15 protein-coding genes and 1 pseudogene are annotated in these 17,592 nt (G+C 70.5%); 8 read left to right on the top strand and 8 right to left on the bottom strand.

What is annotated here, in order from left to right; translation table 11 throughout:
- From VGC13_RS18770 to VGC13_RS18740, 7 genes and pseudogenes are all read right to left on the bottom strand, one after another.
- Positions 1 to 752: pseudogene (locus VGC13_RS18770) on the bottom strand (peptidase S74); the annotation flags it as partial.
- A 149-nt stretch (positions 753 to 901) separates the two neighbouring features.
- Positions 902 to 2,068, bottom strand: coding sequence for a tail fiber domain-containing protein (locus tag VGC13_RS18765; RefSeq protein WP_331126812.1), 1,167 nt, complete (start codon positions 2,066 to 2,068; stop codon positions 902 to 904).
- Between the two features lie 165 nt (positions 2,069 to 2,233).
- Positions 2,234 to 4,009 carry a hypothetical protein gene (locus VGC13_RS18760; protein WP_331126811.1) on the bottom strand — a complete coding sequence of 592 codons (1,776 nt, stop codon included), beginning with the start codon at positions 4,007 to 4,009 and terminating at the stop codon, positions 2,234 to 2,236.
- Between the two features lie 249 nt (positions 4,010 to 4,258).
- On the bottom strand, positions 4,259 to 4,408 hold the full coding sequence (locus VGC13_RS18755; protein WP_331126810.1) for a hypothetical protein: 150 nt from the start codon (positions 4,406 to 4,408) through the stop codon (positions 4,259 to 4,261).
- A gap of 151 nt (positions 4,409 to 4,559) precedes the next feature.
- Positions 4,560 to 5,567, bottom strand: coding sequence for a hypothetical protein (locus VGC13_RS18750; RefSeq protein WP_331126809.1), 1,008 nt, complete (start codon positions 5,565 to 5,567; stop codon positions 4,560 to 4,562).
- A gap of 4 nt (positions 5,568 to 5,571) precedes the next feature.
- Positions 5,572 to 6,624: a radical SAM protein gene (locus VGC13_RS18745; RefSeq protein WP_331126808.1), complete on the bottom strand. Its 1,053-nt coding sequence runs from the start codon at positions 6,622 to 6,624 to the stop codon at positions 5,572 to 5,574.
- Positions 6,625 to 6,655: 31 nt separating this feature from the next.
- On the bottom strand, positions 6,656 to 6,832 hold the full coding sequence (locus tag VGC13_RS18740; RefSeq protein WP_331126807.1) for a hypothetical protein: 177 nt from the start codon (positions 6,830 to 6,832) through the stop codon (positions 6,656 to 6,658).
- A 517-nt stretch (positions 6,833 to 7,349) separates the two neighbouring features.
- On the opposite strand from VGC13_RS18740, the gene VGC13_RS18735 reads away from it, so the two are divergent.
- The 8 genes from VGC13_RS18735 (at position 7,350) to VGC13_RS18700 (ending at position 16,118) form a co-directional block, all read left to right on the top strand.
- Positions 7,350 to 9,707 (top strand): RecQ family ATP-dependent DNA helicase, encoded by a 2,358-nt coding sequence (locus VGC13_RS18735; protein WP_331126806.1) that lies wholly within the window; start codon positions 7,350 to 7,352, stop codon positions 9,705 to 9,707.
- A gap of 310 nt (positions 9,708 to 10,017) precedes the next feature.
- The gene (locus tag VGC13_RS18730) at positions 10,018 to 11,229 is read left to right on the top strand and encodes an acyl-CoA dehydrogenase (protein WP_331126805.1); all 1,212 of its coding nucleotides are present in this window, start codon (positions 10,018 to 10,020) and stop codon (positions 11,227 to 11,229) included.
- A 155-nt stretch (positions 11,230 to 11,384) separates the two neighbouring features.
- A complete protein-coding gene (locus VGC13_RS18725; RefSeq protein ID WP_331126804.1) occupies positions 11,385 to 12,953 on the top strand; it encodes an Rne/Rng family ribonuclease in 1,569 nt (522 codons plus the stop codon).
- Between the two features lie 174 nt (positions 12,954 to 13,127).
- Positions 13,128 to 13,322, top strand: coding sequence for a hypothetical protein (locus tag VGC13_RS18720; protein WP_331126803.1), 195 nt, complete (start codon positions 13,128 to 13,130; stop codon positions 13,320 to 13,322).
- A 1-nt stretch (position 13,323) separates the two neighbouring features.
- Positions 13,324 to 13,917 (top strand): hypothetical protein, encoded by a 594-nt coding sequence (locus tag VGC13_RS18715; protein ID WP_331126802.1) that lies wholly within the window; start codon positions 13,324 to 13,326, stop codon positions 13,915 to 13,917.
- A gap of 2 nt (positions 13,918 to 13,919) precedes the next feature.
- The gene (locus VGC13_RS18710) at positions 13,920 to 14,519 is read left to right on the top strand and encodes a hypothetical protein (RefSeq protein ID WP_331126801.1); all 600 of its coding nucleotides are present in this window, start codon (positions 13,920 to 13,922) and stop codon (positions 14,517 to 14,519) included.
- Between the two features lie 12 nt (positions 14,520 to 14,531).
- Entirely contained in the window at positions 14,532 to 15,119 is a 588-nt protein-coding gene (locus tag VGC13_RS18705) for a hypothetical protein (RefSeq protein WP_331126800.1), read from the top strand.
- Positions 15,120 to 15,332: 213 nt separating this feature from the next.
- Positions 15,333 to 16,118, top strand: coding sequence for a protein NO VEIN domain-containing protein (locus tag VGC13_RS18700; RefSeq protein ID WP_331126799.1), 786 nt, complete (start codon positions 15,333 to 15,335; stop codon positions 16,116 to 16,118).
- 219 nt (positions 16,119 to 16,337) lie between these two features.
- Here VGC13_RS18700 and VGC13_RS18695 read toward each other — a convergent pair whose 3' ends face one another.
- Positions 16,338 to 17,327: a GntR family transcriptional regulator gene (locus tag VGC13_RS18695; RefSeq protein ID WP_331126798.1), complete on the bottom strand. Its 990-nt coding sequence runs from the start codon at positions 17,325 to 17,327 to the stop codon at positions 16,338 to 16,340.
- Between the last annotated feature and the right edge of the window lie 265 nt (positions 17,328 to 17,592).

Genomic DNA, 17,592 nt, shown 5'->3' with positions numbered 1-17,592 from the left:
GCGCCGCCCGCCGCGATGTTGCAGCCGTTGGTGAGCGTGGCGTTGCTGCGGAAGCGGAATCCGCCCGCCGCGCGCACCGCGAACTCGTTGTTGGCCACCGCCTCGATGCTGTCCGTGGTGGACGCGTCGCCGAACACCTTGGCGCCCGTGTGGCCGTTGGTGCTGGCGCGGTAGCCGAAGGCCATGCTGTAGTCCGCGTCGGCCGTGCTGGTGTAGCCCAGGGCCACCGCCGCGCTGCCGTCGCTCCAGTTGTTGTGGCCGATGGCGACCCCCGCCGTCTTCAGCACGTCGTTGTTCAGCCCCAGCGCCATCCCGCAGGTGCCGATGTTGCTTCCCGAGCCCCACACCCTGTTGCCGCTGCCGATGGCCGTGCCGCACTGCGCCGACACCTCGACCGTGTTCTGGTTGCCCAGCGCCACCGAGTAGTTGCCGGCCGCCGTGACCAGGGCCCCCGCCGCGACGGAGTAGTAGCCGATGTTGCTCTCGTCGAACTGGCCGCCCGCGTCGGCGTAGCCGGCGCGGAACGCCACCTTCTGCGGGTGCCACATCATCCGCGACCCCGCGCCGCTCGCGGGGATGATGCCGATGCCGATCTGCCCCAGCGCCACCACCCCGCCGGCCGAGTCCACGCGGAAGCGGTCGCCCGCCGGCGAGCCGGAGCGCAGCTGCAGCAGGATGTCGGACTGCGCGGCCGCGGGCGCGGCGGCGGTGAGCGCCACCAGGGCGGCGGACTTCAGCAGGGCGCGCATCATGGTCGGCCGTACGGTCGGGGGTGGTTGCGCGGGCGGACCCGTTCCGTCCGCGCGGGGGGCGCTCCACACGCCTCCGCTTCTGCCGGCGGAAGGCCCCCGCGCGGCGGCTGCGCCGCCGGGGCCGGGTCCCGCCGCAAGGTGCCCGCGGGTCAGGGCGCGGGCGGTGCGGCCAGCGCTTCCAGCCGGGCGATCCGCGCCTCCATCTCCGCGTTGCGGGCCTCCGAGGCCGCGGCGCGCGCCCGGAGCGCTTCGTTTTCGGTGCGCAGGGCCTGGATCTGTGCCGCCTGCTCCTCCATCCGCGACTGCATCTGCAGCGTGCGCCCGTCCAGCGCCTTGATGCCCGCGAAGTTCACCCCGTCGATGTCCAGGTGGCCGATGGCCAGCGGCTCCGTGCCCAGCCCGAACTCGCGCCAGAAATCTTCCGCGAACGGCCCCATGTGCCGCGACTGGCGCCCCTCGTCCGTGTAGTTCCAGGTGTTGACCGGAATGCGGCGCATGCGGTCCAGCACGTCGTCGCCGTCCACGTCCAGGAAGTTTTCCTTGAGCGTCCGGCTGGATGCGCAGGTGATGGAGGCGCCGCCCGCCGCGATGTTGCACCCGTTGGTGAGCGTGGCGTTGCTGCGGAAGCGGAATCCGCCCGCCGCGCGCACCGCGAACTCGTTGTTGGCCACCGCCTCGATGCTGTCCGTGGTGGAGGCGTCGCCGAACACCTTGGCGCCGGTGTGGCCGTTGGTGCTGGCCCGGTAGCCCAGGGCCATGCTGTAGTCCGCGTCGGCCGTGGTCCGGTACCCCAGCGCCACCGCCGCGTCGCCGTTGCTCCAGGCGTTCTGCCCGATGGCGACGCCCGCCGTGTTCAGCACGTCGTTGTTCAGCCCCAGCGCCACCCCAAACGAGCCGGTGGTGGCGATGAAGTTGCCGCTCCCCAGCGCGATTCCCGCCTGCGCGCCCGACTCGATCGTGTTCTGGTAGCCCATGGCGAACGAGTAGATCCCCGCCGCCGTGGTCAGCGCGCCGCCGGCCCACGAGTAGTAGCCGATGTTGGCCTCGTCCCACTGCCCGCCCGCGTCCACGTACCCGGCGCGGAACGCCACCTTCTGGGGGTGCCACATCATGCGCCACCCCGCGCCGCTCGCGGGAATGATCCCGTATCCGATCTGGCCCAGCGCGATCACGCCGCCGGCCGAGTCCACGCGGAAGCGGTCGCCCGCGGGGGTGCCGGAGCGCAGCTGCAGCAGGATGTCGGACTGCGCGGCCGCGGGCGCGGCAAGGGTGGCGAGCGCCAGCGCGGCGCACAGGGAAGACAGGAAGCGATGCATGGCCGGTCCTTCCGGTAAAGGGGTGGGGACGCGGCAGCCTGGCTCATCCGCCGGCCGGCCGAAGAACTTCCCCGGCTCGGTGCGGCCGGCGCCCCTCGCGGGCCCGGCCGCCAAACGGTCCCGCGGGCGTGGCCGCCGAGGCCGCGCCCGCGCGATGGTGCGGGATCAGTTCGGGCGCACCCGGATGCGCTGCTTCTCGTTGCGCAGCCTGCCGCCCTGCACCACGATGCGCCCGCCCGTGACGTTCACGTTGCTGGTCACGCTGTACCTGCCCGTGATGCGCAGGTTGCGCATGTTCACGTTCGAGAGCCCGCCGCCGATGGTGTTGCTGGCCCCCGCCAGGATCACCCGCCCCGTCCCCTGGAAGGTGCCGTTGTTCCCCATCACCAGGTCCCCGCTGACGGTAAGGTCGAAGGACGACAGGTTGATGAACGGCTGCGACGTGGCCCCGTCGGTCATGATGACGTTGGGCACCGCCGTGTTCTGAACCAGCAGCGGGTAGTTGGTCCGATCGCCGGGGATGATCACCGAGTCCTGCGCCCCGGGGTGCATGTTGTTGTCCCAGTTCAGGTTGGTGAGCCAGTGGGTGTCCGTCTCCCCGTCCCATTTGCGCGTCATCCCGTTCACGAACATGGGCGTGGAGCCCTGGATGCGCCGGCCCCGGGCGAACAGCGTGGAGTTGCCGTACGTCGTGTATACCACGCCCATCCCCTTGGCCCCGCCCGCCAGGGCGGCGGGGGCCGACGGCACCGCGGTGCCGTCGCTGGAGGTCAGGGTAATGGTGTCGACCTGGGTGGTCTTGACGTTGCCGTAGCGGTCCATGGCCCGGACCGTCACCGGGTAGTTCATGCCGTAGTTGGCCGGCGCCGCCGTGCCCGCCGTGAAGTAGGCGGCGCAGGGATCCGTCGTCTCACCCGTGCGGTAGATCGGCAGCTCCGTGTAGACGCCCGTCCGGTTGATGAAGGCCGTGGGCGATGCCGGGGTGCCCGCCGTGCGCACCGAGCAGATCTGCCGCTGGCCCGGGTAGTCGGTCACGAACGGGTCCGCCGCGGGGCTCCCCGCCAGCACCGTCACCGTGGTGGCGCCCAGCGCGGTCGCCCGCTCGCGCAGCCGGCGCACGCTCGCCGTGTCCTGCCGCTCCTCGATGCTTTCCGTCATCCGCGTCTCCGAGTCCTGCACCGCGAGATAGGCGAAGCCGATGGAGAACGGATCGGCGCCGGCGCCACCGCCGGCGACGGGCGTCATGGGGTAGCGGAAGGCGAAGGTCACCAGCCCGCCGAAGTCGTTGGCGTTGGCGGCGACGGGAAGCGTACGGCTGGTGGGTGTGCTGGCGTTGCGGGTGACGAACCCGTACGGAAAGATGCCGGTGACGTTCGCGGGAAGCGGGATGGCCGCCACCTCGGCTTCGGTGAAAACCTGCAGCACGTCGGGGTTGATGCCCTGCAGCCGGCCGCTTTCGCCCAGGCTTACCGCGCCGCTGGGCACGATCTGCGGCGCCAGCGAGGCAGCGGCGGGAACCGACGTGCCGTCGAACCGCAGCAGCGACGTGAACGGGGTGCCGGTGATCGTCGGCTGGTTGGGGGACACCTGCGTGATGGGGATCATCGTCAGGTTGCTGAGCGGCGCCCCGGAGGTGTTGCGTACCCGGAACGTCGCGACGACGAACCGCTGTCCGCCCGTGGAGCGCGTCCCCTCGGAGAACGTGGTTGTGGAGAGCGCCTCGAGCGTGATCCCGCTCGCGATGGGGTTCAGTGCGTCGCTGGGCCCGGCGGGCATCGCGACCGCCCTGCTGCTGGCGGCACCGCCGTTCTCGGAGCCGTCCGCGCCGGTAATGGTGACTACGTAAACACCCAGGGGCAGGGGCGCTGGCTTGGGCTCGGGCCCGGGCGTCTGCGGATCCGTGGGCTGGTCCGCGCACGCGGCCAGAGTTGCCGCGAGCAACGCGGCTACAGTAAGGGCACGGGGGATAGACACGTTCACCAGGACCGTGCAGAAGGGTGGCTGACGCAGAGGCGGCCGGGGGCGCGGCGCGAAGCGCGGCGAAGCCGACCGTCGGGAGCCCGGCCGCGCGAGGCGGACGGGAAGGGAGTGGCGACAGGGCACCATGGATGGTGCCCTGGATCTCTGCCTTGGGGCTGCAAACCTGCCGTCAGGGTCTCGCCGGACCCTGCCGGCAGGGTCCGAACCGGCTCAGGGCTCGAGGATGATGGTATTCTGAAGCAGCTGCGTCAGCGCCTGCAGCTTGCCCAGGTCCTGCACCACCGGCGCCGCGAACGACGCGCGGGTTTCCTGCTCGTTCCCGGAAGCCTGGATCTCGGGAGCAACGATCTGGTCGGCCATGGTAGAATCCGGATGATGGAGGCGATCGTTCGCGGCAGGAAGCGGCAGAAAGCGCCGCGTGCACTGCACCTGTAACAGGATGCAATGATTACCCTGAACAACGTAGATGTCAAGGGTTTTTCACGCCCGCCTGCTACGCCCGTTCTTCGCCTCAGCGCCAGGGCGGGGACGCCCGAACCGCTTCTGATACGCGGGCTTGGAGCAGATGGGGGTCCGCATAGGTTTCTGCCCCGAGCGCCAGGTTGAAAACAGGTGTTTCAGCCATGCGGCGCAGCAGGCCCAGCACCCCCGGCGCGGCGTGCGGATCGGCCAGCAGCCAGGGCGACTGGCGGATCAGCTGGCCCAGGGCGGCGGCGGGGTGCGCCCGCTCCAGCCGGGTGGGCTGGTCCGCCCGCACCCGGGGCAGCAGCACGCCGGCCAGCGGCGCCGAGACGCGCAGCCGGCCGGGCCCGAAGCGCGACGGGTCGGTGGGGGTGCGGCGGCCCAGCGAGCGCCCCGCCACGAAGCCGTCGTCCAGGGTAAAGCGGCGGGGCCATCCCTCCACCACCACCTCGCCGGCGCCGCCGGCGCGCGCCACCACCTGGTCGTCGGCCAGCCAGTCCCAGCCGGCGCGGATCAGGTTCACGCAGGTGCTGGTCTTGCCGCTGTGGCTGTCGCCCACCAGCAGCCAGGCGCCTCCGCCGGGCGCCACCACGGCCGCCGCGTGCAGCAGCGCCCGTCCCAGCCGCCCCAGCAGCAGCGCGGCGCAGATGGTCAGCGCGCCGGACAGGTCGCTCGCGGCGGGCGCGCTCCCGCGGCGCAGCGCGACGGCGGCGCGCATGCGGGGCAGGTCCACCGTCCCCCACAGGGCGCCGTCGGGGGTGGCCAGGCACACGCGCGCGGCGGCCGCGTCCCCCCAGCCGCGCACGTTCAGCAGCTCCACCATCGGCTCGCCGGCGGGAAGATCGAAGGGGCGGGCGCGGCCGGGAAGCAGCCGCATGCGGGCCGCGGGGCGGGCGCCGGCGGGGGTGGGGCGGGCCTCCAGGGGAATCCATCCCGCCGCCGCGCCGGCCAGCGACGGGTGCACGCGCAGGGCGAGCGCGCCGTCGGCCAGCAGGCCGACGGACGAAGACGCGCCGCCCCCGGGGGGGACGGCGCGGTCGGCCGGAAGGTCGTTCACGGGGTCAGACGGCGGCGGCAAGGGCGCGGGCGGGGTATCTCAGCGACACCAGCCGCAGGGGCGCCGGGGCGCCGGCCGCGATGGGCTGCCAGGGGGTGCCGGGGTAGTCGCGCAGCCAGTCCGTCTTTCCCAGGCTGCGCGCGCAGCGCATGCAGGGAAACGCGTCGAACGGGTCGGCGGGGTCGCGCGGCGCGCTCTGCGCCCGCAGCGCGCGCAGCCCCTCCTGGTAGCGGGGCCACACGTCGGCGAAGCGGGTGACGTTCAGGTCGGCCGCCACGTCGCGCGTGTTGTCGCCGTACTCCGAGAGCTGACAGCACAGCGAAAGCCGGCCGCGCGCGTCCACGTAGGTGCGCTTGCCCTGAAAGCTCTCGCACACCGGCTCGGGCCCGTCCGCCGGGTAGCCGAAGTCCAGCTGCAGCGCCGTGCGGCGCCCCGGCTCGGCGGCCAGCGCCCACACCTCGTCGCGCACGCCGGCCCACTCGCCCGGGGGCAGGTCGCTGTCGCGCGCGGCGCTGCCGGGCACCGGCTGGGGAAGGATGAAGTGCATCCGCACGCACCCCATGGCCTCGGCCAGGTCGGCCGCGGCGCGCAGCTGGTGGCGGTCGCGGCGGTCGATGACGATGGAAAGCGCGGCGGGGATGCGGCGGCTGGTGAGCAGGGCCATGGCCAGCAGCACCCGCTTGAAGCTGCCGCGGCCGCGCTCCTCGTCGTGCACGGCCTCGGTGGCCCCGGACAGGCTCACCCGCACCGACTCGGGCGGGTGCCGGTCCAGCGAGGGCATCATCCGCCGCATGTGCCAGCCGTTGGTGACGAAGCGGTAGGGCACACCGCGGGCGTGCAGCCCGGCCGTGATCTCGTCCCACCGGGGGTGCAGCGTGGGCTCGCCGCCGGTCAGGCTGGCCGTCACCTGTCCGGCGCCGAACAAGGCGAGCGCGTCGTCCACCGTCCGGAACAGCAGCTCCGGCGGCAGGTTGCGAACGGTGGTGACGTCGTCGCGAATGCAGTGCGGGCACCGCAGGTTGCAGTGCTCGGTAAGGGCAAAGCCCAGGTACATCATGTCAGGGGACCCGCGGGGGCCGTGCGCCGGCTCAGAAGCAGGTGCTGCCTACCTGGCAGGTGCCGTCGATGATCTCGCCGTTGGCGGTCTGCAGCGTAAGCTCGGTCAGGCGCGGCAGGTCGTCCACGCGCGGGGCCTGCCAGCTGCGGCGGCCGTCGGCGGCGAGGATCTGCGAATCGGTGCCCTTGGACTGTGCGGGATTGCTCATTTGGCTCACGTAGAAGCGCCCGGAAGGCCGGGAAGGTGGAGCCGGTGCGGGCCAGGTGGAAGCCGCGGCCGGGGAGGAGCTGAAATGCCGGCGGGGCGCAATCCACGAATTCCCGCGGGTCAATGGTAACGTCCCGGACCCTCCGGCGCAACGCGCTTCGGCTCGCCCGAATCCACCCCCGTCCGCGGGAGGGCGCCGCGCATCGCGGGCCCCGGTCCCTCCAGCCATGCCGGGCGCGCGGCGGTGCGATGCGAATCCGGCGATTCTGGAAATTTTGCGCGCGAAGCCGCCGGGCGCCGAATCCACCGGGTCCCCCCAGGACCCTGTCCTCCGCGGAGGAAGCAGAGGAAGCGGAGTGGTCTTCCCTGCCTGCTCCGTTCACTCCGTTGACTCTCGTGCGGCCGCCTCCCATTCTTGGCGGCCGGGACGAATTGCGGCGGGGGACTGGAAAACCGCGGCCCGATCGTCCATATTGTTCCCTTTCGCACCGCCGACACGATCCGGGGTACCCGTACGCATGACCGTTGCCTCCGCCGCCGTTCTCCTTCCCGACGCCGCGCCCGGTGCCGATCCGCTGGACGCGGCGCGCGAGGTGCTGCGCCGGTACTGGGGGTACCCCGACTTCCGGCCGGGGCAGGACCAGGCGATCCGCAACGTGCTGTCGGGGGGCGACTCGCTCACCATCATGCCCACCGGCGGCGGCAAGAGCCTGTGCTACCAGGTGCCGGGAACGCTGCTTCCCGGGGTGACGCTGGTCGTCTCCCCCCTCATCAGCCTGATGAAGGACCAGGTGGACGCGCTGGACGCGGCGGGCGTCCCGGCGTCGTTCATCAACAGCACCCTGCCGCAGGGCGAGATGGCGGCGCGGCTGGACGCGGCCCAGCGCGGCGACATCAAGCTGCTGTACGTGGCTCCCGAGCGCTTCGACGCCGACGGGTTCCGGCGCCGGCTGGCCGACATCCCCGTCTCGCTGCTGGCGGTGGACGAGGCGCACTGCGTAAGCGAGTGGGGCCACGACTTTCGTCCCAGCTACCTGCGCCTGCGCGAGGTGCGCAAGCTGCTGGGCGACCCGCCCGTGGCCGCGCTCACCGCCACCGCCACCGAGGAGGTGCGCGCCGACATCGTGCGCCAGCTGGGGCTGCGCGACCCGGCGGTGCTGGTGACCGGCTTCGACCGGCGCAACCTGGTGTGGCACGTCCTGCAGGCCAAGAACGAGAGCGAGAAAGACCGGCTGCTGCTGCGGCTGCTGAAGGGGCGCGACGGGTCGGCGATCATCTACGCCAGCACCCGCAAGGCGGTGGACGCCATCACCGCCCTGCTGAACGGGATGGGGACGCGGACGGTGGGATACCACGCCGGCCTTCCCGACCGCGACCGCAAGCGCATCCAGGACGAGTTCATGTCCGGCGCGGTGCGCGTCGTCGTCGCCACCAACGCGTTCGGGATGGGGATCGACAAGCCCGACGTGCGGGTGGTGATCCACTACAACCTCCCCGGCAACCTGGAGGCGTACTACCAGGAGGCGGGGCGCGCGGGGCGCGACGGCGGCGACAGCGACTGCGTGCTGCTGCACGCCCACCGCGACAAGTTCACGCACGAGTACTTCATCAACTCCGCGTATCCCCCCCGCCGCGCGGTCGAGGGGATGATGCGCGCGCTGCGCAGCGGGTGCACGGCGGAGGGCCTGTTCACCCTCCCCATCGCCGAGCTGGGGCGCACGGTGGACGGGGTCAAGGACGACCGCCAGGCGGCCTCCGCCGTCCGGGTGCTGGAGCAGTTCGGGCTGGTGCGCCAGTCGTACGGCAACGGCCCGCAGCCGGTGCGCGTGCGGCTGCTGGCGCGCCCGGACCGCATCTCTCGCGAGCTGGGCGAGCGGCCGGCGGAGCTGGGCTTTCTTCGCGCGCTGTGGAAGGGCGGGGGCGGCGAGGCGCTGTACCGCGGCGCCATGCTGGACTGGCGGATGCTGGACCGCGCCGCGGGCGAGCGGGGCGGCGCGCTTCCCCTGCTGCGCGCGCTGGGCGACGAGGGGTTCGTGGAGTGGCGCGCGCTGACCGGCGAGGGCGTGTGGGTGCTGGACCGCGAGACGCACGTGGGCCAGCTGCCCATCGACTGGCGGGGGCTGGACGAGCGCAAGCGGCGGGAAGAGGCCAAGCTGCGCGAGATGCAGCGCTACGCCTACGCCGAGGGGTGCCGCCGCGGCTTCGTGCTGCGCTACTTTGGCGACCCGGCGGCGATGAAGGAGTGCGGCGCCTGCGACAACTGCCTGGGCACCAGCCCGGTGGGCGGCCGCGCCGGCGGCGAGCCCGCCGAGCCCCGCCTGCGCGCCGACCGCGTGCGCGAGCGGCTGCAGGCGCTGCGCGCGGAGCAGGCGAAAAAGGCGGGCGGCATCCCGGCGCAGATGGTGTGGGACGACGCGCTGCTGGAGCGGCTGGCGCAGGAGCATCCGCGGCGCCCCGAGGCGCTGGCGTCCGTCCGGGGGGTGGACCGCGCCTTCATGGACACGTACGGCCACGCGGTGCTCAGTGCCGTCAACGAGGCGCTGGACGCCAACCGCGCCCGCACCCGCGTTCCCGACGGCGACCGGCCCCGCACCCAGCGCGACCGGAATCGAGGCGCGCTTCCGCCGGAGCCGGCGGGGGCCGCGCCGCCCACCGCGGAGCAGCGCGAGGTGTACGGCCGCCTGCGGGTCCTGCGCTCGCAGCTGGCGAAGGAGCAGGAGCTGCCCGCCTACTGCGTGTTCGCCGACAAGACGCTGGTGGAGCTGGCGAAGCGGCACCCCACCAGCAAGGACGAGATGCGCAGGGTGCCCGGCATCGGCCCCGCCAAGATCGAGAAGTACGGCGACGCCTTCCTGGAGCTCCTGCGCCAGGGCTGAGCCCCGCGAAAGATCAAAAGATCGGGGGTACAGAGGAGCAGAGAAAAACCGGAGGAGCAGAGGCCGCGCTCCCTCTGCTCCTCTGGCCGTTCTCCGTTCCTCTGTACCCCTTATCAGTTTCCCTCCTTGCGGATTCCGCCACCGCCTGCCGCTTCGCGCAAACAGCGGTTCCACAAGTGGATGGCGTCGTCATCTTTCCCGCCCGGCCCCGGGCCCTTAATTTGCCCCAGCTTTGGCGATGCTTTTGATGCGCGGCCCGTGGACCGCGCCGACGATTCTTCACGATCCATCAGAACGGCCGCCCGACCCCATGGAACGGTACTTCGACGAGAACCACCTGATGATCCGCGACATGGTGCGCGATTTCGCCCGGAACGAGATCGCGCCCGTGGCGGGAGAGCTGGACCAGAAGTCCGAGTTTCCCTGGGACAACGTCAAGAAGATGGGCGAGCTGGGCCTGTTCGGCATTCCCTGGAGCGAGGAGCTGGGCGGCTCGGGGATGGACGGCATCGCCTACATGATCGTCATCCACGAGCTGGCCAAGGTGGACGCCAGCCACGCCATCACCGTCAGCGCGCACACCACTCTGGGCACCAGCCCCATCGTCAACTTCGGCACGGACGAGCAGATCGCGCGCTTCGTCCCCCTGCTGGCCAGCGGCCAGGTGCTGGGCGGCTTTGGGCTTACCGAGCCGGGCGCGGGGTCGGACGCGGGCGGCACGGCCACGACGGCGGTCAAGACCGACGGCGGCTGGATATTGAACGGCAGCAAGATCTTCATCACCCACGCCGGCGTGGGCGAGGTGTTCGTGGCCACGGCGGTGACGGACCGCGAAAAGGGGCAGAAGGGGATCACCTCGTTCATCGTCGCCAAGCCCACCACCGACCTGGAAAAGGCCCGGAAGCTGGGGATCGGGCACAGCGACGACCTGCCCTTTACCGAAGGGGTGCGGGCGGGGAAGAAGGAGGACAAGATGGGGTGGCGCGCGTCGGACACCCGCGAGCTGGTGTTCGAGAACGCGTTCGTCCCCGATTCGCAGGTGCTGGGCGAGGTGGGGAAGGGCTTCATCAACTTCATGAAGACGCTGGACGCCGGCCGCATCGGCATCGGCGCGCTGTCGCTCGGGATCGCCGAGGGCGCGTACGAGCAGTCGGTGCGGTACGCGTCGGAGCGGCGGCAGTTCGGCAAGCCGATCTCGGAGTTCCAGGGAATCCAGTTCATGCTGGCCGACATGGCCACCGAGATCGAAGCGGCGAAGCACCTGGTGTACAACGCGGCCTGGCTGCGCGAGCAGGGGAGGCCGTACTCCAAAGAGGCGTCGATGGCAAAGCTGTTCGCCTCGGAGGTGGCCATGCGGGTCACCACGAAGGCCGTTCAGGTGCACGGCGGCTACGGCTACACCAAGGAATACCCGGTGGAGCGCATGATGCGCGACGCCAAGATCTGCGAGATCGGGGAGGGGACCAGCGAGATCCAGCGGCTGGTGATCGCCCGCAACCTCCTCCGCGAGCTCTCTCACTGACCGGTGGGCCGCCCGCCCCCGCGGCGGCGCGGCCCTTTCAGCAGAGGACCGATGCACATCCACAGGCACCACGAGGAGCGCCCGCGCGCGCCTCGCGCGCGGCCGTCCCCATCGCCGGCGTTCGCCCGGCGCCCCTCCGGCACCCCGGAGGCGGCGTGAAGCGCGAAATCCTGGTGAACTCCACCGCCCGTGAAACCCGCGTCGCCATCCTGGAAGACGACGTGGTGGTGGAGCTGATGGTGGACCGCCCCGACGCGGCCCGCATGGTGGGCGACGTGTACAAGGGGCGCGTAGAGGCCGTGCTCCCCGGCATCCAGGCCGCCTTCGTCGACATCGGCACCGAGAAGGCGGCGTTCCTGCACGTCAGCGACGTGGCGCTCGAGGACGACGAGCCCGAGGACGACGACGGGGGCGAGGGCGACGAGGGGGGCGACAAGGCCGCTTCGGGCGGGGGAGGGGGCGGCGGGCGCAGGCGCGACTACCCGCCCATCCAGAACGTGCTCAAGAAGGGGCAGGACCTGGTGGTGCAGGTAAGCAAGGAGCCCATCAGCACCAAGGGCCCGCGCGTCACGGCCAACATCTCGCTTCCCGGCCGCTTCCTGGTCTACATGCCCGGCAGCTCGCACGTGGGCGTGTCGCGCAAGATCGAGGACCGCGAAGAGCGGGCGCGGCTGCGCGCCCTGGCCCGCGAGGTCCTTCCCGAGCGGTCGGGCGGCATCATCGTGCGCACGGTCAGCGAGGACCTTACGCGCGAGACCTTCGACCGCGAGCTCAAGTCGCTGATGAGCACGTGGGCGTCCATCCAGAAAAAGGCGAAGAAGTCGCGCGCGCCGGCGCCGGTGCACCGCGAGGCCAAGCTCACGGCCGGCATCATCCGCGACCTGTTCTCGCAGAAGGTCGACTCGCTCACGGTCGACAGCAAGAACGTGTATGACGAGGTGGTGGCGTACCTGGGGCAGGTGGATCCCACGCTGGTGGAGCGGGTGCACCTGTACACCGACGCAAAGCCGCTCTTCGACGCGTACGACCTGGAGCGCGAGATCCGCGACGCGTTCCAGCGCCGGGTGAACCTGCCGTCCGGCGGCTACATCATCGTGGAGCCCACCGAGGCGCTGGTCAGCATCGACGTCAACACGGGGCGCTACACGGGGAAGAAGGACCCCGAAAAGACGATCCTCAAGACCAACGTCGACGCCGCCAGGGAGATCGCGCGGCAGCTGCGGCTGCGCGACGTGGGCGGGATCATCGTCTGCGACTTCATCGACATGGAGTCCAAGGCCAACCGCGAAAAGGTGCTGCAGGAGCTGCGGCAGCACCTGTCGCGCGACCGGGCGCGCACCAAGGCGTTCCAGGTGAGCGAGCTGGGGCTCATCGAGATGACGCGCCAGCGGGTGCGGCCGTCGCTGTACCACACGCAGACGGAGGCGTGCCCCACCTGCGCCGGCAGCGGCCGCATCTTTACCCCCGAGACGGTGGTGCGCCGCATCGAGCGCTCGCTGCGCCGCGCCGCAGCCGACGGCAAGGACCGCCAGCTCACCGTGCGCGTGCACCCCGAGGTGGCGCTGTTTCTGATCGAGCAGGAGCCGCGCTTCCTGAAGGAGCTGGAGAAGTCGCTGAAGCTCACCCTGGCCCTGCGCGACGACCCGCTGCTGCAGCAGGACGAGATCCGGCTGATCGCCACGAACACGCAGCAGGATCTGTCGGCGAAGTACAACCTGGGGTGAGGGTGAAGGGGTGAAGGGGTGAACGAGCCGGGCGCATGCGGTGGGGCATGCGCCCGGTTTTCGTTTGATGACGGTGCACGCTGCTCTCACCTGCTGTGTTAGATTGCCGCTCCTGGGCGTTCGGGATGCAGGGCCCGCGCTTCAGACCACAGCCTCTTTCTTCCCTCCACGTCCATGCGCGTCCTTCCCCTGGTGCTGGTGCTGGGTGCCCTTGTCGTCTCCTCGCGCTGCGCCGACACTCAGCCGATGGTTCCCACGGCCGGAGACGCGCCCCGTCTCGACATCGGTCTGGAGGAGACGAACGGTAAAGTCCTGATTCATTTTGAGGGCTTTACGTTCTGGCCGCACGAAAACTACGGAGCGAGATAACATGCCTGGAATGCTGAACAGGATCGCGCTCTGCGCGGCAGTGCTGTCCGCGGTTCCGCTCGCCGCGCAGCGAAGCGGGCCGGAAGATGTCCAGTTGCGGAATGACTGCCGATTGGCGGAGCAGGTTGTTCGCACCGGGGAGCCCGCCCCTCATCGCGGCTGGGCATACAGCTTCATCACGCGGTGCCCTGAGTCGGGGCCGGCGACGCTGGTAAGCCGCTGGCAGGATACGAATACGGATGAGCGAACGCTGCAGCGTCTGGTAATCGCGAGTTCCCGGCTCGCGACCCGTGAGGTTTTCGAGGCGGTGAGCAATGCTGCGCGGAACTCGCAGAGCACGCCCGTCGTGCGGATCTACGCGCTGTCGATGCTCTACGGGTTCGCCCATCCAGGCCGGTCGGTCAGCGTGCAAGACCTGCTGCAGGGACGGGAAAGCCTCCGCGTTCGCGTGTACCGGGTTTCTGGTGATGGCGACCGGCCGAACCTGGTGGGTGACGTGACAGCCCAGGTCGAAGCCCTGCTGTCGGAGATCATCGCCTCCGGAGGCGAGCCGTCCGTCGTGCGTGCGGCAATGACGATACGCCAGCTCCCGTAGACATGCGAACAATGCTTCCTGCCAACCGAATCGCCATCGCGGTCGCGCTGCTCGTGGCGGTGCCACTCGCGGCACAAGGATCGGAGCGGGATGACGTCCATGTTCTTGATGAGTGCCGGCTCGCGGCACAGGTGATCCGGACTGGGCATCCTGCACCGCGGCGGGAGTGGGCCTACGGCTTCATCACGCGGTGCCGCGAGATCGGGCCTGCGGCGCTTGCAAGCCGTTGGCAGGAGACCGCCTCGGATGAACCGACGCTTCAGCAGCTGGCTCGTGCTACCACCCGGCTTCGCACACGGGAGGTGTTTGTGGCGGTGAGCGGTGCGGCACGCAGCGCGGAGCATTCTCCGCTCGTTCGCATCTACGCCATGGCGATGTTGTACAGCTTTGCCGAGCCGGGAAGCTCGGTATGGATGCGCGACCTGCTGCAGCCTCGTGAGAATCGGAGCGTGCGCATCTACCAGGTGTCCGGTGACGGGGACCGGCCTAATCCTCTGGGCGATGTAGAGGCCGAGGTCGAGGCGCTGCTGGCGGAGATCATCGCGGCGGGAGGCGAGCCGCAGGTCATTCGCGTGGCGACGGAGATACACCGGCTCTTATAAACGGTGCTGTGGATGCCACTTCTGAGCCGAATCGTCCCCGCTACCCTGCTGCTGTGCGCATTCCCTCTCGCCGGGCAGGGACATGAGCACGCGGGCGTAGCGGTGCGAAACGACTGCCGGCTGGCGGAGCAGATCATTCGCACCCGTGAACCCGCTCGGGATCTCGGCTGGGCATTCAGCTTCATCACGCAATGCATCCAGGCCAGGTCCGTGCTCGTGAGCCTATGGGAGCAACGCACCACGGACGAGTGGACGCTCCAGCAGCTTGCCATCGCGACCTACCGGCTTCGTACGCGCGAGCTGTTGGCAGCAGTCAGCAGCGCTGCTCGCGGGGTCGAGAACGCTCCCCTCGTTCGCGCCTACGCGTTGGGGATGCTGTATAGCTTTGCCGTCCCTGGAAGCTCGATTGACGCGCGGAATCTGTTGCAAGTGCAGGAAAACAAGCGCCTGATCATTTATCAGGTATCTGGAGACGGGGATCTACCCAGCCACGTGGGTGACGTGAGGGCCGAGGTCCGGGCACTGCTGGCGGAGATCATCGCGGCGGGAGGCGACCCGCAGGTGGTGCGTGCGGCGACGGCGATACGCCAGCTCTTGTAGCCAGCGCCTGGAGGGCGCTGGCCCTGCGCGACGCCCCGCTGCTGCAGCAGGACGAGATCCGCCTGATCGCGACGAACACGCAGAAGGATCTGTCGGCGAAGTTCAACCTGGGGTGAACGGGTGAACGGGTGAACGGGTGAACGGGCCGGGCGCATGCGATGGGGCGGGCGTCCGGTTTCACATCGATGCGGGTCAGGAGCCGAGCAAGCATACATGCCGCTATCCGACATCACCGATCCCGCCGCGGTGCGCAGCGCCATCGCCGAGTACGACCGGCTGGGGCGGGACGACTTCCTGCGCCGCTATCACTTTGGCCGCGCCCGCGAGTACTTCTTGATCCATGAAGGCGGTGAGTACGACTCCAAGGCGATCCTCGGCGCAGCCCATGGCTACCAGTTTCCCGACCGTGGACCCCTGCGACCGCAGGATTTCACCGGCGGCGACGCCTCCACGGCGCGCAGGCTGAGGGAGCTGGGTTTCGATGTCGAGCGCCGCGCGCGAAGCACGAATTCCGTGCAGCCGGCGGGTGATCGAGCGCAGAGCCTGGCCGAGGAGCTGGTCGAGGACGTCGCCAATCCCCTGCGCGGTGGCGGACAGGGACGCGGGCTCTCCGGTCCCGAGCGGAAGGCGGTGGAGCTGTGCGCCGTGGAGATGGCAAAGACCCACTACAGGGCCCGTTGGGACACGGTCGAAGACGTGGGAGCGACGCGGTGCTATGACCTGGAGTGCCGCTCCGGCGACCGGGTTCTGCGGGTGGAGGTGAAGGGCACCACCGGCCGTGCCTCGTCCATTCTCCTTACCGCCAACGAGGTCGAGCACGCGCGCGCCTCCGCGGGGCAGGTTGCCCTGTACGTGGTGAGTGGCATCGCGCTCCATCGCGAACCCGGTGCCCCGCCGAGCGCATCCGGCGGAACGCCGCGCATTTTCGAGCCCTGGGCGATCGATCAGCTTTCGCTGCGCCCCGTTGCCTACGAATGCACACTGCCGGGGAGCGCCTGACGCAACGCGCGGGGGCGGCCTGCGCGAGCCGGTGAAGCCCCGCCGGGCGAGCTCCGCGAGCCCAGGGCGGGGCTTATGGCGGTTCCAGCCGCGGGCTTCAGCCCGTGGCGGCTTGGCGGGGCCCCGGTGCACGAACGAAAACGGCCCGCGGATCCACTCCGCGGGCCGTCGTCACTCCATCACCCCTTCACCCGTTCACCCGTTCACCCGCTCACCCCTTCACCCCACCCCCGCGCCCGCTAGCAGCTCGGCGGGATCCTGCTCCTCCGCCGCGGCCAGGTTCAGGCGGATGATGAGCTGCAGCAGCTCGCGCGCGGTGTGCGCCGAGAACGTGGGCGAGTGCGGCAGCAGCAGCGGCGGCAGCTCGGCCACCTCGCCGATGCGGTTGCGGGCGGCGCGCGTCACGATCACCGCGTCGTCGCGGCTGAGCGCCGCCAGCGCCTCGGCGTCGTCGGCCAGCACCACGCGAATCTGCTCGGGGCCCTCGCTGGCGTCGGCGTACATGGCCCGCAGCCGGTTGCCGAACTCGGGGTCCACGCACACCAGCGTCACCCCGCCGCTGCGGATCTGCCGCTGCACCGTCTCGACCACTTCGCTGTTCACCGTCAGCGTGACGGCCGGCACCTCCACGTTCTCGGCCGCCTTGCGCACCAGCCGCGAGTGGTAGCTGGTGGTCACCACCAGGTCGGTGGCGCGGATGGCCTGCTCCACGGCGTGGAACTCCACCGAGCGCTCGGGGCGGGGAAGGGGGATGGGCGAGATGTACACCGGCACCGCCTCGAGCCCGAACTGCTCTTCGAGCTCGGCGCAGTAGGCGGTCATCTGGTCCACGTTGCTTTCGACGCAGGCGCAGCGAAGGCGCACGGTGCTGGTGCAGCGGCGGATGAGCTCGGGGATCTCGGCCAGCGTCATGCGCCGCTTCCACCCCTCCACCAGCACCCCGGCCATCCAGCGGGCGGTCTCGGCCAGCACCTCGCCGCCCAGCTGGTCCTGGGGCGCCAGGTACACGCCGGACCGGCCGCGCACCTCCACCAGTCCTTCGTCTTCGAGCACGCGGTACGCCTGGGCCACCACCCGGTGGTCCACCCCCATCTCGCGCCACAGGGTGCGGATGCTGGGAAGGCGGTCGCCGGGCTGCAGCAGCCCCAGGTGCAGGGCGCTCAGAATGCGGTCGCGCAGCTTGTCGCTGAGGGCGGTTTCCTGGTCCATCCTTGAGCGGTCTCTGGGTCGCGTTCGTTACGGGCACACGCCGGCATGGTGCCGGGAGTGCCTTAAAGGATCGTCTTGCGGGGGGGACGCGCAACCCGTACCCTCCACAAGGCGCGGGGTGCCCCCCATAGTTGTCGAAAGTTAAGTTTGTGGGGCTGGTTCGGGGATCCCGAAGGCGATCCGCAGGGCTCCGTCTACCCATGCGCGCAGATCGTGGGCGAACCAGGCGCGCACTGATCGCCAGCCACGGTCGATCCCCGTAAGC

Source organism: Longimicrobium sp., assembly GCF_036399255.1.
GTDB lineage: Bacteria > Gemmatimonadota > Gemmatimonadetes > Longimicrobiales > Longimicrobiaceae > Longimicrobium.
The sequence above is the reverse complement of the archived record's forward strand: the minus strand, read 5'-3'. Positions and strand labels throughout refer to the sequence as shown.

Coding starts and splice junctions, on each gene's coding strand:
- VGC13_RS18765 (WP_331126812.1), bottom strand. CDS start 2,068: ATGCATCGCTTCCTGTCTTCCCTGTGCGCCGCGCTGGCGCTCGCCACC.
- VGC13_RS18755 (WP_331126810.1), bottom strand. CDS start 4,408: ATGGCCGACCAGATCGTTGCTCCCGAGATCCAGGCTTCCGGGAACGAG.
- VGC13_RS18745 (WP_331126808.1), bottom strand. CDS start 6,624: ATGATGTACCTGGGCTTTGCCCTTACCGAGCACTGCAACCTGCGGTGC.
- VGC13_RS18740 (WP_331126807.1), bottom strand. CDS start 6,832: ATGAGCAATCCCGCACAGTCCAAGGGCACCGATTCGCAGATCCTCGCC.
- VGC13_RS18735 (WP_331126806.1), top strand. CDS start 7,350: ATGACCGTTGCCTCCGCCGCCGTTCTCCTTCCCGACGCCGCGCCCGGT.
- VGC13_RS18730 (WP_331126805.1), top strand. CDS start 10,018: ATGGAACGGTACTTCGACGAGAACCACCTGATGATCCGCGACATGGTG.
- VGC13_RS18720 (WP_331126803.1), top strand. CDS start 13,128: ATGCGCGTCCTTCCCCTGGTGCTGGTGCTGGGTGCCCTTGTCGTCTCC.
- VGC13_RS18715 (WP_331126802.1), top strand. CDS start 13,324: ATGCCTGGAATGCTGAACAGGATCGCGCTCTGCGCGGCAGTGCTGTCC.
- VGC13_RS18710 (WP_331126801.1), top strand. CDS start 13,920: ATGCGAACAATGCTTCCTGCCAACCGAATCGCCATCGCGGTCGCGCTG.
- VGC13_RS18705 (WP_331126800.1), top strand. CDS start 14,532: ATGCCACTTCTGAGCCGAATCGTCCCCGCTACCCTGCTGCTGTGCGCA.
- VGC13_RS18700 (WP_331126799.1), top strand. CDS start 15,333: ATGCCGCTATCCGACATCACCGATCCCGCCGCGGTGCGCAGCGCCATC.
- VGC13_RS18695 (WP_331126798.1), bottom strand. CDS start 17,327: ATGGACCAGGAAACCGCCCTCAGCGACAAGCTGCGCGACCGCATTCTG.